This is a genomic window from Anatilimnocola floriformis (assembly GCF_024256385.1).
Taxonomy (GTDB): domain Bacteria; phylum Planctomycetota; class Planctomycetia; order Pirellulales; family Pirellulaceae; genus Anatilimnocola; species Anatilimnocola floriformis.
In genome coordinates this window covers 5,294,740-5,308,531 of the sequence record NZ_JAMLFW010000001.1, presented here as the reverse complement: position 1 = coordinate 5,308,531, position 13,792 = coordinate 5,294,740, and the positions used below count along the sequence as shown (strand labels likewise).

The 13,792-nt window shown below is 56.4% G+C and carries 12 protein-coding genes; 4 read left to right on the top strand and 8 right to left on the bottom strand.

All coding sequences use genetic code 11. From position 1 onward, the window contains the following. Positions 1-32 precede the first annotated feature (32 nt). From M9Q49_RS20880 to M9Q49_RS20870, 3 genes are all read right to left on the bottom strand, one after another. A complete protein-coding gene (locus M9Q49_RS20880) occupies positions 33-1,511 on the bottom strand; it encodes a prenyltransferase/squalene oxidase repeat-containing protein (protein WP_254510771.1) in 1,479 nt (492 codons plus the stop codon). Between the two features lie 42 nt (positions 1,512-1,553). Beyond that, positions 1,554-2,546, bottom strand: coding sequence for a DUF1559 family PulG-like putative transporter (locus M9Q49_RS20875; RefSeq protein ID WP_254510770.1), 993 nt, complete (start codon positions 2,544-2,546; stop codon positions 1,554-1,556). Positions 2,547-2,618: 72 nt separating this feature from the next. After that, the gene (locus tag M9Q49_RS20870; RefSeq protein WP_254510769.1) at positions 2,619-3,539 is read right to left on the bottom strand and encodes a DUF1559 family PulG-like putative transporter; all 921 of its coding nucleotides are present in this window, start codon (positions 3,537-3,539) and stop codon (positions 2,619-2,621) included. Between the two features lie 413 nt (positions 3,540-3,952). On the opposite strand from M9Q49_RS20870, the gene M9Q49_RS20865 reads away from it, so the two are divergent. The 4 genes from M9Q49_RS20865 to M9Q49_RS20850 all read left to right on the top strand — a co-directional run bounded on the left by M9Q49_RS20865 (position 3,953) and on the right by M9Q49_RS20850 (position 8,986). Next, positions 3,953-4,708, top strand: a complete 756-nt coding sequence (locus tag M9Q49_RS20865; RefSeq protein ID WP_254510768.1) for a vWA domain-containing protein — start codon at positions 3,953-3,955, stop codon at positions 4,706-4,708. A 7-nt stretch (positions 4,709-4,715) separates the two neighbouring features. Further along, positions 4,716-5,474, top strand: a complete 759-nt coding sequence (locus tag M9Q49_RS20860) for a PP2C family serine/threonine-protein phosphatase (RefSeq protein WP_254510767.1) — start codon at positions 4,716-4,718, stop codon at positions 5,472-5,474. Then, entirely contained in the window at positions 5,440-8,124 is a 2,685-nt protein-coding gene (locus M9Q49_RS20855; RefSeq protein ID WP_254510766.1) for a helix-hairpin-helix domain-containing protein, read from the top strand. Before M9Q49_RS20860 ends, M9Q49_RS20855 begins: the two co-directional genes overlap by 35 nt. A gap of 157 nt (positions 8,125-8,281) precedes the next feature. Beyond that, complete coding sequence (locus M9Q49_RS20850; RefSeq protein WP_254510765.1) at positions 8,282-8,986, top strand: SHD1 domain-containing protein; 705 nt, start codon at positions 8,282-8,284, stop codon at positions 8,984-8,986. A 128-nt stretch (positions 8,987-9,114) separates the two neighbouring features. On the opposite strand, the gene M9Q49_RS20845 is transcribed toward M9Q49_RS20850, so the two are convergent. The 5 genes from M9Q49_RS20845 to M9Q49_RS20825 form a co-directional block, all read right to left on the bottom strand. Then, positions 9,115-9,660 carry a dihydrofolate reductase family protein gene (locus M9Q49_RS20845; protein WP_254510764.1) on the bottom strand — a complete coding sequence of 182 codons (546 nt, stop codon included), beginning with the start codon at positions 9,658-9,660 and terminating at the stop codon, positions 9,115-9,117. A 56-nt stretch (positions 9,661-9,716) separates the two neighbouring features. Beyond that, positions 9,717-10,049, bottom strand: coding sequence for a hypothetical protein (locus tag M9Q49_RS20840; RefSeq protein ID WP_254510763.1), 333 nt, complete (start codon positions 10,047-10,049; stop codon positions 9,717-9,719). A 1-nt stretch (position 10,050) separates the two neighbouring features. After that, positions 10,051-11,595, bottom strand: coding sequence for a hypothetical protein (locus tag M9Q49_RS20835; RefSeq protein ID WP_254510762.1), 1,545 nt, complete (start codon positions 11,593-11,595; stop codon positions 10,051-10,053). Positions 11,596-12,127: 532 nt separating this feature from the next. Beyond that, a complete protein-coding gene (locus M9Q49_RS20830) occupies positions 12,128-13,264 on the bottom strand; it encodes a cysteine desulfurase family protein (protein WP_254510761.1) in 1,137 nt (378 codons plus the stop codon). A 164-nt stretch (positions 13,265-13,428) separates the two neighbouring features. Beyond that, positions 13,429-13,677 carry a hypothetical protein gene (locus M9Q49_RS20825; protein ID WP_254510760.1) on the bottom strand — a complete coding sequence of 83 codons (249 nt, stop codon included), beginning with the start codon at positions 13,675-13,677 and terminating at the stop codon, positions 13,429-13,431. Between the last annotated feature and the right edge of the window lie 115 nt (positions 13,678-13,792).

Sequence of the window (13,792 nt, the reverse complement as noted above, 5' to 3'; positions counted from 1 at the left end):
GGGATTAGCGAAGTTGGTGCTTGTCGAAGCCCTTATTTGGTCGCTGGCGTCGCCATCTCTTCGATGTCTTTCCTGAAGGCAGCTACGACCTGAACGTCGTCAAACTGGGTGACGGCATCGGATTTCGACCACAAGCCGATCAACCCAGGCTGGGAGAATTGTTCGTCTTCGGCTTCGAGGATCAGCTTGCCAGCCAAGTAGCCGCGGATGTTGCGACCGTAGGTGACGATCCGGAGCGTTTGCCAATCAGCCAGATGAGGTACTTTGGCGGAGTCTAGTTGCGTGCGAACACCGTCGACGACTTTGTAAACACGGACGTTATCTTCCAGAGGGTTCCAACGGGCGATGTAGTAATTCTTCGGATCGACATACCTCCAGACCACGCCGCCCCCTTGGTCCAGTTCGCCGGAAATTGCCTTGATCTGGACGCGAATGTCGACGTTGACACAGCGATAATCGGACAAGCACAAATGAAATTGCTTGTAGGCTCCGGCGCTGGAACTCTGCGCAAGAGCCTTATCGCCAGCGCGGTCAACAACCTCCCACTTGCCTGAATTCGCTGGCAGTGCATTGGTGCTCGTCCAATGTGCGGGGAGTTGACCCAAGGGCACGTCTTCAAACTGCCAACGGCGACGAGTGGAATTTACGTCCGCTTGCTCTAGCTCATCCAACCAGGAAGTGATGATCGTGGCGTAATACGTGCCATGCAAGGACGAAGGTTCGCTCGTCGTGCGCCCGTAGCCGCCATCGCTGTTTTTACAGCTCGCAACAAAGCCGCGCAGATCGTGGACGCGGTCCGGCATCGCTCCCAAGCGGTGAAATAGCCGCACGATTCGATAACACGATTCGAGGTCTGATAGATCCGGCGAATCACTGCCGAAACCACCATCTGCCCGCTGGCCAGCGCGCAAGACAGACAGTGTGGCGTCTCGATCGATCTTGCCTCCCAGTCGTTGAATGGCGACTCCGAACAGACCGGTTTGCCGAGCCGCGCCCGGCCCTTCTCCAAACGCTCCATTGGCAAGCTTCTTGGTCGATAGTTCGCGGACCCATTTCGTCGCGCTGGGAACCGTCGTTTCAAACTCCTCCAGCGAGGAAGCCACCATGCGAATCTGTTCAAATCCTTGCGTCTGTTCATCCATGAACTTCAGCCCGCGCGGCAGATGCTTGCCGGTGGGAAGCTTTAGCTCTTGCATGATCATCAGGCCGACCGACGTGCTGATCGGATCGGGCACGCCAGCCGGTTCGGCGGCAAAGCCGCCCGTTTTCTCGTCGTAACAGGCGGTGAGAAAGGCGCTGAGCGCCTCGCGATTGGGAACTTCCCTGTCGAGCAAGCGAAACACGCGCACCGCCGTGCGCGTGGTGCGCAGGTCGGGCTTGGCAGTTTCATCTGGCTTGAGTTGGTTGGAGATGAAGCCGCCGTTCGGCTGCTGCAGGGTTCGCAGAAACGAGGCCGCTCCTTCCGCATGAACTTGACCGACGGAGAGGATCAACAAAGCGGCGGTAATCATAAATGGCTTGGCCTGATGCTAAAGAGTTTCCCGAACGGCTGCTTACTCACCCGCAATGTCGTCGTCAGCCAGCAGTTGGCCGTCGTCACGATTCGTCAGCCGTGCCAAAGTAAGTCCGTTCAGCTTCAAGCCGATGAAGCGGACAGAGCCGTCGCACATCAGCACGTTGGCGCCCTTCTCGTGGAAGCCATAGATGCCGTAAAAGTTATTGCAGTTCACTGCGCAATCATTTCCATCTCCGCGGCCCGGCGCGGTGGGATCGTCCCCGTCGTAGACTCCGAAAAACAAAGAACCCCAACCCGCCCAGGTGCCGCGCGTGTTGTTGGCCAGCGCAAACTGCTGCGGCCGATCGATTCGCTTGTTCCAGTGCCAGGTTTGTGGCGAGCCAGCGCGCTCGATGATCAGCAACGTACAGGAGAGGCCGTCGACAATCTCGGTCAGTCGCATGCTCTCATTGTCGGTCAGGGCCTGATGAGTTCGAGCTCGCATGTCTTCGGAGATGATTGCGCCGTAACCAGCAGTCGGCAGAAACAGGCCGTTCGAGGCGAGATAGTCGTTGGGGCCGCAATGCACGGTGTAGGTCGTATCCTTGTCGGGATTTTTCGAATTACCCGAGGCGTTCGATACGACAGTGGTTTTCCGATCGCGCGGAGCCGCAGGGCAAACGAACGTGGGAATTGTCGTTTGTGAGACCTTCTGATTGACGGGATCGAAAAAGTCGTAGTCGCGATCGAAGTCCTTCGCCAATTCCAGATTGATGTACGGTAAGAGGTTGGAGCCCCAGCCGCCGTAGGTTTTAAACGTAATGTCGTACCCGTTGCGTCGACCAGGAAAGCCTCCTTGGTCGCGAGCATGCAAATGAAAGGCTTCACCGAGTTTTCGCAAATTGTCTTCGCACGTCTTGCGATCGGCATCTTCTTTGGCCTGCTGCACCGCTGGCAAGCCAAGAGCGAGCAGCATTGCGCCGAGCATCAGCACAATCAATAAGTCGGTCACCGTGAAGGCGTGACGACTCTCTGGGGATTGTGAATTCATTCGAAGAACTCCAGTTGGCAGTTTTTACTTGCGTGGCAGAGCGATAACAGGATAAGGCACAGCGAGTCCTGCTTAGAAGGCGCCGCCAGGAATCACTTCTCCGCCACTCTTGGTAACGATGCTGGCAAAGACTTCTCGATCGAGGCCGACAGCCAGCAAGCGAACGGAGCCATCGACAAAGAGGACGTTGGCGCCGCTGGGATGAAACGCGTAGATGCCCCAGGAGTTGTTGCAATTCACGGTGCAATTGCCGCCGTTCACCGTCAGTCCGTCGGCGCTCCACGTGCGGTAGATCGAAGACTGGTACGAAGCCCATGGCCCCCACCAGTTGGGCCACTGCAGCGCAGCATTCGTATCGGCCCGGCGTCCCCGGATCCAATTGTCCGGGCGTCCCGCCATCTCGGCGACTAAGAGCGTCGACGAAGTACCGTCGGTGATCTCTGACAAACGTCGCCGAGCGTTATCAGCAAGTGCGGGGCACTCCGCCGTATCCGCAGCAGCAGCCTTTGCTGCAGCAGGCCACCATACTGCATCGACGCTATTGGCCGCGAAATAATCTCCTGCAGCGCCGATCGCGCCCGTCGGATTATTCATTTGATCGATGACCGTGATTTCGCGGTTGGTCGAGGGGGCACTCGGACAAACAAACACGGGTAGCTTCACGCGAATGAGCGGCGCGTTCGCGGGATCATAGAAGTTCTTGTCCAGGTCATATTTGTTCGTGATGGCGGTCTGCTCGAGATAGGGGAGCAAGAAGGTTCCCCAGCCTTGAAAGGGAGCAACCGTTTGACGCCGAGGCGGCAAACCCACGCGCGCATTCTCAAAATTCAACGTTGCAATGCCGATCTGACGTAGATTGTTCTGGCATTGCGTACGGCGCGCCGCTTCGCGCGCGGCCTGTACGGCTGGCAACAAGAGCCCTACCAACACGCCGATGATCGCGATCACGACGAGAAGTTCGACCAACGTAAACCCCAGCCGTCGCGGCTTCATGGCAGGCTCCCTTCATCACGAGGCTCCCACGCTTGGCTGGTATGCTGGCTAGCGCACGCTCCGATATTCACTTTCCCTGGTTAGAGCATCGCACTATCCGGGAGGCAAGGAGCGGAAGATGCCTATCTAGACGCGATAACTGCTTCAGTCTCGCGCCGAGGTCGATGTGACCGAAGCACAAAATTGTCTGCGGACGTTTACCCGTTTTCGTGTTTAATCGAAAGTTCACGGGAGCAGAAATGCAAGTTGACTTTCGCGTTCCATTCCATCAATATCAACCGCCGCGACGGTTTTAATAAGAAATGCGTGGAGCCGTTGGTCTAGCAAACTTTGCGTCAGGCCGACTACATAAGGTTTCTCGCAATATTTATCGGCCTTCGTTTTGGGTTAGTTACCTGCCAATAGGAAGAATTATGTCTGACCAGATTGAATATGCGGGATTTGAAGCGAGTGAATTCGCCGAGAACCCTGACCCTCGCGTACCCTGCGTGCTGCTACTCGATACGTCCGGATCAATGAACGAAGTGGTCGGCAATTATGAGCACGCTACCGGTGAGACCGTCATGCAAGACGGGCAACTCTACAACGTCGTCACGGGAGGCAAAACCCGGATCGAACTGCTGAACGAGGGGCTAGTCACGCTAAAGGAAACGCTTGCCTCTGACTCGCTCGCTAGTCGCCGAGCTGAAATTGCGATTGTGACTTTCGGCGGAATTGTCACGACGATCCAAGACTTCGTAACTGCCGAGAATTTCCAGCCCCCACGCCTACAGACTTCTGGCAGTACGCCAATGGGACAAGCAATCTTGGCCGGCTTGGATATGATCGCCAAGCGAAAGGCAACCTACCGGGCAGCTGGCATTTCGTACTATCGGCCTTGGATTTTCTTAATAACTGACGGTGGCCCAGATCCAGGCGACCCATGGCAGGCAGCCGCGTTGCAAGTGAAGCAGGGCGAGGCATCAAAGTCTTTTGCCTTTTTCACTGTGGCAGTTGAGGGTGCAAATATGGGCATACTGTCCCAAATCTCAACTCGCCCGCCGGCAAAGCTCAAGGGAGTCAACTTCCGCGAGATGTTTCTGTGGTTGTCTCAATCAATGCAGGCGGTCTCCCAATCGTCACCTGGTGACACGGTCGCTCTTACGCAACCGACATGGACTGAGGTCTGACGATTACATGTGGAAGCTCGTCTTTGGCAGCGTGCAGGGCACGTCTCATACCCAGTCGGGAATGCCTTGCCAGGACTACTGCTCCGGTCTTGTCTCTGGCACAACCGTGATGGCTGCGTGCGCCGACGGAGCGGGCAGCGCCGAGCTTTCTCAGCTCGGATCGAAGGCGGCGGTGGATCGCTTCATCAAGGTGGCCTGCGGCGATGCGGAACCAACGAAGGAACAGCTCGAAGCATGGGTCGATTCTGCTCGAGAAAATTTGCTGGAAGCAGCGTCGGAGACCGGTTCAGCGCCCCGTCAGCTCGCCTGTACATTTCTGGCGGCGCTTGTCGGCGACGGATGGGCAGCCTTTGCGCAAATTGGCGATGGTGTGATCGTGTTCGACGGACCAGCCGGCTATGAGCTCGCCTTCTGGCCGGAAAACGGTGAGTATGCCAACACAACGCGATTTTTGAGCGACGAAGATTACCGACAACATCTGCGAGTTGAAATCATACCGCGGCAGGTTTCCGAATTAGCCGTCCTCACCGATGGTCTTCAAATGCTCGCCCTCGATTTGGCCGGAGCCAGAGTCCATGACCGCTTCTTTGCCCCACTGTTCAAGGCGGTGAGAAAGGGGCCGGATGAAACGGTTCTACAGGCCTTGCTCCTGGAATTCATGGACTCGAAGCGGGTAAACGAACGTACGGACGACGACAAAACCCTCCTCCTCGCCGCGCGAATCACGCCCAATGTCTCGCCCAACTTATCCGACGCGACTGCGTGACCATCTTGGGAATGAGGTCGCGATACCGGCCAAACCCTTCGCTACAGGTGGAGAGGGAGCGGTATTCGATGTCGTGGGCCGGCCCGATCTAGTTGCCAAGTTGTATAGCAAGCCGCAGAGCAAAGAGCGCTGCGACAAACTGCGCGCGATGACGAAGGCGTGGAATACCGATCTACAGAAGATTGCAGCCTGGCCCACCGCGACACTGAACAACGGCAATCCGACGGCAGTAGCAGGCATTCTCATGCCTCGGATCGCCAACCACAAAGAGATCCATAATCTCTATAGCGTGGCCCAGCGCAAGAAAGATTTTCCAGACAAGGATTGGGGCTTTCTTCTTCACACTGCCCGTAATTGTGCGATTGCTTTCGAAAGCATTCACAGCCACGGCCACGTAGTTGGCGACGTCAATCAGAAGAATGTGATGGTATCGGAGAAGGGTATCGTCGCCCTTGTCGACTGCGACTCATTCCAGGTCAAAGAAGGAAATCGCATCTTCCGCTGCGGCGTGGGTGTGCCCGAGTACACGCCGCCGGAACTTCACGGCAGGAAGTTCACGGAGGTAGATCGCGATGCGAACCATGATACGTTCGGCTTGGCAGTCATGGTTTTTCACCTGCTGATGATGGGACGACACCCCTTCGCGGGCGTTCCCCAGGTAAACGTTGACATCCCTATCGAGAAAGCAATTCAGGACGGACTTTACGCCTACGCGCGGAATGCGAGTAAGCTCAAGCCGCCGCCGCATGTTCCGCCGTTAGCAATGCTGAATGCTCCAGTTCGAGACCTGTTCGAGCGGGCGTTCGCCTCACATCAGCGGCCAACGGCATCAGAGTGGCGTCACGCGCTGGATGCTTCGTTGAATGGACTTCAGCGCTGTAAGAACGACCCCAAACATTCATTTCCCGCCGGGACTAATTGCCCATGGTGCCAACTCATCACGGTGTCTCGATTGATGTTCTTCGTCCCCAGCCAAGGCGTAGCTGGCGCGACGTTGCAGTTCGAAGACATCCAAAAGCTGGTAATTAAACTCACCAGCATGCAGCTGGTGTTTTCATCCCTTAAACGACCCAGGCCGCGATTGGCTGTCCAGATTAAGTTGCCAGCCAGTTTGCGTTCGATTCCGAAGCCAATATTGCTGACTCATCCACTTCCGCCTGCGGCGGTGCAGCAGCCCGTGCTTCTACCCCTTCCGCCTCAGCCCACCCCATTGGCCGAGCCGATACTTCGCCTCCTGCCCGGCTCTCCTGCTTTGCCAACGGCTCCCCGACTTCGGCCCCATCCGCCCGCACCAGAAAAGCTGCCCCTTCCCAGGCTGCACGAAAAACCTTCACCGCCAGTCTACCCACCACCCGCACCAGTACCGGCTTCGTCGGAGCCTTTCTTGGCAACGCTCAGTCTCGCAGGAGCCTTGGCCGGGGTGCCGATATTTTTGTTCGCCAAGCCCGTTGGTCTGATGATGATGCTTGCTTTCGGGATGTGGTGGCTAGTCATGAAGGTAACCCACGGGCTGCGTCGTGCGATGCTCCTAAAGTCTTTGAAAACAGAGTACAAGGCGGAGTGCGCGCATATCGACTTCGGATATGCCGAGCAACTCAAGTTAATTGAGAATGCGAATAGGAAGATCTTGGACGCCTGGAACACGGCGAACGCGACCAAGGCCCACGTACACGCTCAGTTGTGCAAGGTTGTCGATGCCGAGAATCGCGTCAGGCTCGCCCCTTGGGAAACCATCAAGGTTTCGATTGAGGCCGAACACGCGCGAATTACACAAGGGATCATCCAGGCAAATCGCCGGGTCCTCTTAGATTGGGAAGCACAGAAGGAGGCTATTCGGACAGCCTATGTTCAGGCGTGTGGAAGGGTTGAGTTGGAGAACCAGCAGCGGACAGTGGCCTGGGAGGCAGTGACAGCCTCTCGCCAATTGGAATATCGCCAAAAATGCGCAGTGGTCGACGCCGAAAATCGACAAACCACTGCGGCATGGGAGGCCGCAAATGCCCCGTGGGTTGACGAGCAGAAACGATGGCGCGACCGCAAATCGTTCGCTGAGTTGGAGATCAAACGGCTGGAAGATGAGCTCCTAGCGCAGCGAAGCATGAGCGTATCGAGATTCCAGCAGCGAAAGGTCGAGATCGAACGGGTGCTCAAGTCCCATGAAGGCGCGCGACAGGATTACGAGAGGGATTTACGCCTTGCCGAGTCGAATTCGAAGATGGTTCAGTTAGACGAGCACCTCGACAAATCGCTGATACGTCGCGCAAAACTAAAGGGCATCAATAGCGGCTGCGTTCTGTCATTAGCATCCTTTGGCATTGAAACAGCTAAGGACGTGCCAAGATTGAAAGATCTGAAAGTGCCCAAGATTGGAAAGGTCCTTAGCCAGCGTCTCTTCGAGTGGAGAGACAAACTCGCCTCAACATTCCGGCCCCAACAGGGATTGCCCGAATCAGAAAGGAAGCGAGTTGGTAGCCGTTACGCGCCATTATTACTACCGCTCACGCAGGCACTGCAGTCTGCCATAGAGGATCTCAATGTGATAGAAGCTTCGCACCGCGCGGCCGAGGCCAAGCGGATGGAGGCCATCGCCGCGGCCGTTCAGGATCTGGCTGTCGCTGAAGCAACCGTTAAGGTCATGAGTGTAGTTTGAGTCGACAATTCAAACGATTCAAAGAAAAACTTGAACTAAATTAGCAGCAACATTGTATTGCCTTTGCGAGAACTTGTAGAAATCAACTTGGCACCAAACAATGGGTAGAAAAAAAGGATTTCGAATTCCTGGTGTTAGCTTCTCTTGGAAGCGTGCCTTGGGAATCACGGCCGCGAAGCAGAAACTTGCGCGGGCTACGGGAATTCCAACAACCCGCGGCGGCCGTCGTCGTAAGTTCGGTCCTTTCGGCCTATTTGCCTTGGTTGGTTTAATTCTCGGAGCTGCGAAGGCTGGTTCCAACGCTCAATCCCACAAGAGCCCAGCAAGTGGCGGCGGCGTCTCTACAGGTTGCATTGGCTGCGTTGTCGTTGGAGGAGTTCTTGCGCTTGGAGTGTTTGTTGGTTGCGGAGGTTTGTTGAGTCTCGGTGCACTGACAACTCGGGATCACCTCCCACATCAGCATTCGCCGAGGAATGCGTTTGGCTCGCAGCCACAGCCCGTTGATATTCCTGCGGCACATCGCATCAGCACTTCAGAAAACTCTCGCAAACTGCCAGTGCCGTCGACATTGCATCGGCAGATCACCGTAGACACCGCGTCGGCAAACAAACACGATGGTGCCGAGAACAATCAATTGCCGCTGTCTCAACCAGATCCGCATCCAATATTAGATACGCTCAAGCCGACGCGACCAGTGCGAACATGGACATCCGCGGATGGCAAATTCACTGTAGAAGCAGAATTCATCTCATTCGGCGCAGGCAAGGTGAAGTTGCGCAGAGTAGACAATGGCAAAGAGCTGAATCTTGATGCGAACCATTTTTCGCCGGCCGACATCGCTTGGATTAAGTCGCGGCTTTGATCACTTTCTCGACAGCGAAAGGTTCAGCGAATTACCTGCGCGAACGACCACGTTTTGAATCCAGAGAGATCTACTTGGGCTCGACACGCCGACGAAAGATCTGAGTGTCAGCCTGGTCGGGCAGTGTCTTAGAGGGGTTCGTAGACCAGGTGCAGTGTGTTGTCGTCGAGTTGTTTGCTGGAGACGAGCCGCAGCGGCGGGCGGGCGTCGGCGAATAATGGCTTGCCCTTGCCGAGGACAAAGGGGCGCAGCACCAGATGATATTCGTCGACCAGGCCCAGTCGGGTCATCAGGCCGGCAGTCTGGGGGCCGGAGACGCTGATGAGCCCGTCGGTGCGGGCCTTGAGAGCGCGGACCTGCGTTTCGATGTCGCCGGTGATCAGCGTGGCGTTTGGGCCGACATTCGCCAGCGTGCTCGATACGACCCATTTGGGAACCCGACGCCAGAGGACGGCGAATTCTCGCAGCGATTCGTTCCATTCGGGTCGGTCTTCGTCCCAGTAACGCATGACCTCGTACATCCGCCGGCCGTAGATGGTGGCAGCGAGATCACGAATGGCTTCGATCCAGAAACGGAACACTTCCGCGCTCGGCGCCCCCATGACCAGCCCGCCATCGAGGTCATCGACATAGCCGTCGAGCGAGACGTTCATCGACAGGATAAGTTTGCCCATGGCGGATCGATTTGTGTCGAGCAAAATTGCAGGCTGACTTAACTAAAATACTCAACTCACTTGGATGGTAGCGTCTTACCATTCGCTGACTTGACGTTTGCGGGAGGAACCAACATTTCGAGGCCGCGCACTTCCAGCGTGCATTTCGTGGCACCCGCGGCAATTTTTCGGCGAGAAGTTGCCGCGTATTCTGTCCCCCCAGACGGGACCAGGCGATTTTGTGCGCCTTGCCAGTCGATGATCTTTGCTCCATCGAGCAACACCACGATGTGATAATCTGTTTCTGTCACTTGCTGAACGTCGATCTGAGCGGTGTAAGTGCGATTATTCTCGATGACGCCTCTTACTCCAGTTCGATTTTGACTTTGATCGGGTCCGCTGCGATCCACGTCACTGAGGGTGAATGGTGTTGTTGTAGGCACCCAGAACCACGGTTACCGCTTCCGTTCCCACAGGAATCGTAAAGCCCGTCGTATCACTGCCATTCGTTCTGGCAAACTTCACTACCAAACGATAGGTTCGTTCGGTCAATTCCTGATCAAATTCAAAAATCCCGCGATCGGCGACGAGTGCGTTCTTGGTCTTTTCTAATTTGCCCTTCACGACACTGGTCTTCGCGCCCGTGGCCAGTAGATCCACCACTTTGTTCTTGGTCTCCGTGGTGCTTGCTTTCGGCGTAGTTGGTTTTGGAGTAGCTTCCGAGGCCGTGAGTTTGTTGTTGGAAATCGTGCTCTCGAGTTGTTTGGCTTTTTGCATGGCAAAGGGATCGAGTGGATCCTTCTGCGCGGAAATGGCCAGCGTGGTCAGCTCACGAGCCAATTCTTGCAGGCCGATCCGTTTTGCTTTTTGTGACTCTTCAGCAGCCTTGGCCCATTGCTGGGCGCAGAGAAAACATGGTTTGCCCGCCACATTAGCGCCTTGCTGTAGCAACGCGACCGTTTCTTGTGCCAGACTCTGCAGTGGATGTTCACTTTTGGCGATGTCGGCCAAGACTTCCTTGGCATTGCCGCGATTCAACTGCCCATCAATGCGCACTTTTTGTGCGGCGACATCCTGCGGATCTTTCTTCAACTGCTCTAAGGCCAACTGATAGCGTTTGACTTCGGCAACGGTCGCCTTGGCGGCATTAAAGTCCTTGTCGAAGGCTGCGCGTTGTTCGCGGTCAGCTATGGCACCTACGGTTTTTCGCGATTCGACGAGCAAGTCGTCGGCGACGTCCGGGGCAATTTCTGCCGCGGCAATTGCCAGCGCGAGCATCTCGTCGGCCAACTCTTGCCGCTGCGCTTGATTTGCGGGCTTTTTTAGCGATTTGTCTTGGGCGGCGGAATTAAGAGCGGCCGCTTTTTCCGTGAACGCTTCAACTGGCGTTAGTAGCTGTCGCTCTTGCAATCCTTCTATCAACTCGAAGGCCAATGCACACTCGTTGTTTGCGGCAGCGAGGTCCTTCACGCGTGAGACAGAGGCTTTGTATTCATTGTCGGCAAATAACTCGGCCGAATCTTGAATGCGCCGCAAAGTCGTTTGAGCATTGCGCAGGTCCTTGGTCACCAGTGATTGGACGAGCGCTTCGGCCAGCACTGCCTTCATGGCGGCAGGACTTTTGCTGATTTCTGGATTGCTCGCAAACGCGAGAATTGCCTCGACCTTTTTTGCCTCCGCAGTATCCTTTACCGCGTCACGCAAAGACTTGCGCATGCGATCGAACTCCACCTTATCGATCTCTGTTTTCTTTGCAGCGGGAACTGCGATGTTTGCAGGATCGTCGGGCGCATCTTGGAAGTTCGTATAAAAAATTACTTGCGGCTCGCCCGACTGGGCCATTCCAACCATGACACTGACGATGGCAATCAACGCGAGTGCCTGCGACTTGGCAAACGTCCTATTGACGCGAAAGAAATCGGCTGACTTCCGTGGTTCTTCACTTACTTCTGGCATGTAGTGACACCAAGCGAGTACTAGCTAAGAACGGGTGGCTCAGGTCTGAAAGTAGCAACGGGATCACGGCCTGTCAAACTAGCCCAGAGTTGACTTGATGACCCTAAGGGATCACCTTCGGCCATTGGCGATTGCATTCGACCGGCGCGGCTCGGCGGGAGCCTCGCCCTCCCGGAAATCGGCAGCTGTTTCTTGTGCGTATCTCTGACCTAAGTTGTCGCCATGTTCGCATTTAATTGACGATTGATCTTTCTCATTTAGGTTGATGTTTTTGGAAAACGACGGTGTCGCTGCGCTATCGGTGCGCGCTGATCGTGACCGTGAGGGAGCGAATGGTGCTCGGTGGCGGAGGCGATCGAGTCGCGTCCGAAGTATCGGCGGTGGTTATAAAAAGGTTATAGCCGGAGCGCGTTATAACCGCCTTGTTTCGCTGCAAGTCGTTGAATGGAAGGGTATTGCGAGAATGGCAATGATTTTGATAACCCGTTATATATTCCATCGCCCGAATTGAAGACTGCTACGGGAGCGAAGGTTATCGCAAGGCTTCCCAGGCGCCGAGCAAGAGATTGGCAGCGCGGCCGATGTCGTCTTCGGCCGTGTACCAACCGAGGCTGAGGCGGATGGTTTGCCGGGCGTGCTGGGCATCGACTCCCATGGCTGCGAGCGTGGGGGAAGAGGCTTCGAGGGCGGTGTGCGAACCGCCCGAGGCATGCGCGCAGAGTTCGGGAATGCGGTTGAGGAGTTCGACTGCGTTTACGTCGGGAAAGCAAACGCTGAGCGTGTTGGGCAGGCGCGGCGCGAGTTCGCCGTGCAAGAGGAGCTCGTCGCCGACGGCGGCGCGCAGTTGGCTGCAGAGTTGATCGCGGAGCGATTCGAGTCGATCGGGAGATTCATCGAGGGCTCGCGCGGCGAGAATCGCGGCCCGGCCGAGGCCCACAATGCCGATGGTGTTTTCCGTGCCGGCCCGCATGCCACTTTCCTGGCCGTTGCCGCGGATGAGTGGTTCCAGGATGACGCCGCGGCGAATGAAGAGGCCGCCGATACCTTTCGGCGCATAAAACTTGTGGCCTGAGACGGTGAGCAAGTCGACATCGAGCTCATCGACGTAGGTGCGAATCTTGCCGACCGTTTGCGAAGCATCGGTATGCAGCAGCACGTTGCGTTCGTGGCAGATATCGCCGATCTGACGCAGCGGTTGAATGACGCCCGTTTCATGATTGGCGTGCATGACGCTGACGAGCACGGTGTCGCTGCGAATCGCCGCTTGAATGGCCGACGGCTGGACGACACCCTGACCGGTTACGCCAACGATCGTCAGGTCGTAGCCCATTCGCTCGAGCCAACGGGCGGGCTCGGCGACGCTCGCATGTTCGACCGCGCTGATGATGAGATGGCCGCCGACCGCTGGCTTTTGCTTCAGCAGGGCGCCGAGCAGGGCCAGGTTGTTGCTCTCGGTGCCACCGCTGGTAAAGACGATTTCGTCGGCATCGGCGCCGAGAATGTGCGCGAGTTGACCGCGGGCATCTTCGCAGGCTTCGCGGCAGGCACGGCCACTGGCGTGCGGTTGAGAAGGATCGCCGTAGTGCTCCGCGAGAAAGGGGAGCAAGGCTTCTTGCACGCTGGGAGCAATGGGCGTGGTGGAGTTGTAATCGAGATAAAGCTGCCGCATGCCACGGGGTCCCCGTCAATGCCGAGATGCAAACCTCAGCTTCGGAAGACCCCGCGGCATACGCCAGGGAGCCTGGCGTAAGAGGCTACCCTGGGAAAATTCCGACAGCTGTGTTTTTGCTGCGAGTACGCAGGTCTTACGCTGCGAGTTCGTAGGAGGTTCGACTACGAACCACCCATCATCGCTTCAGCGTTCATCTCTGCCGTCGTCTTGACGTTGAGCGCTTCAATGGCTTCGGCCAGATCGCCGAGTTCCGCGACGGTCGCATTTCGGACGGCACCCAAGCCGCCGATCACGCCGATCACGAGAACGGTCACAATCAGAATCCATTCGAGCGTCAGCACGCCGCGGCGGTTCGAACGCTTGCCTTGGACTTTGCTCTCGAAACCGAGCTGCTTCTTCAACCAGGCCATAAAGCTCACCTTCTCTGTCAAGGATGTTTGCCTGAACGTGATCGGCCGGTTGTTACTGCGAGAATGCAGTTGGCTGCCCCGAACAGATCACGTTGGACAAATCCAGATAGAGCAC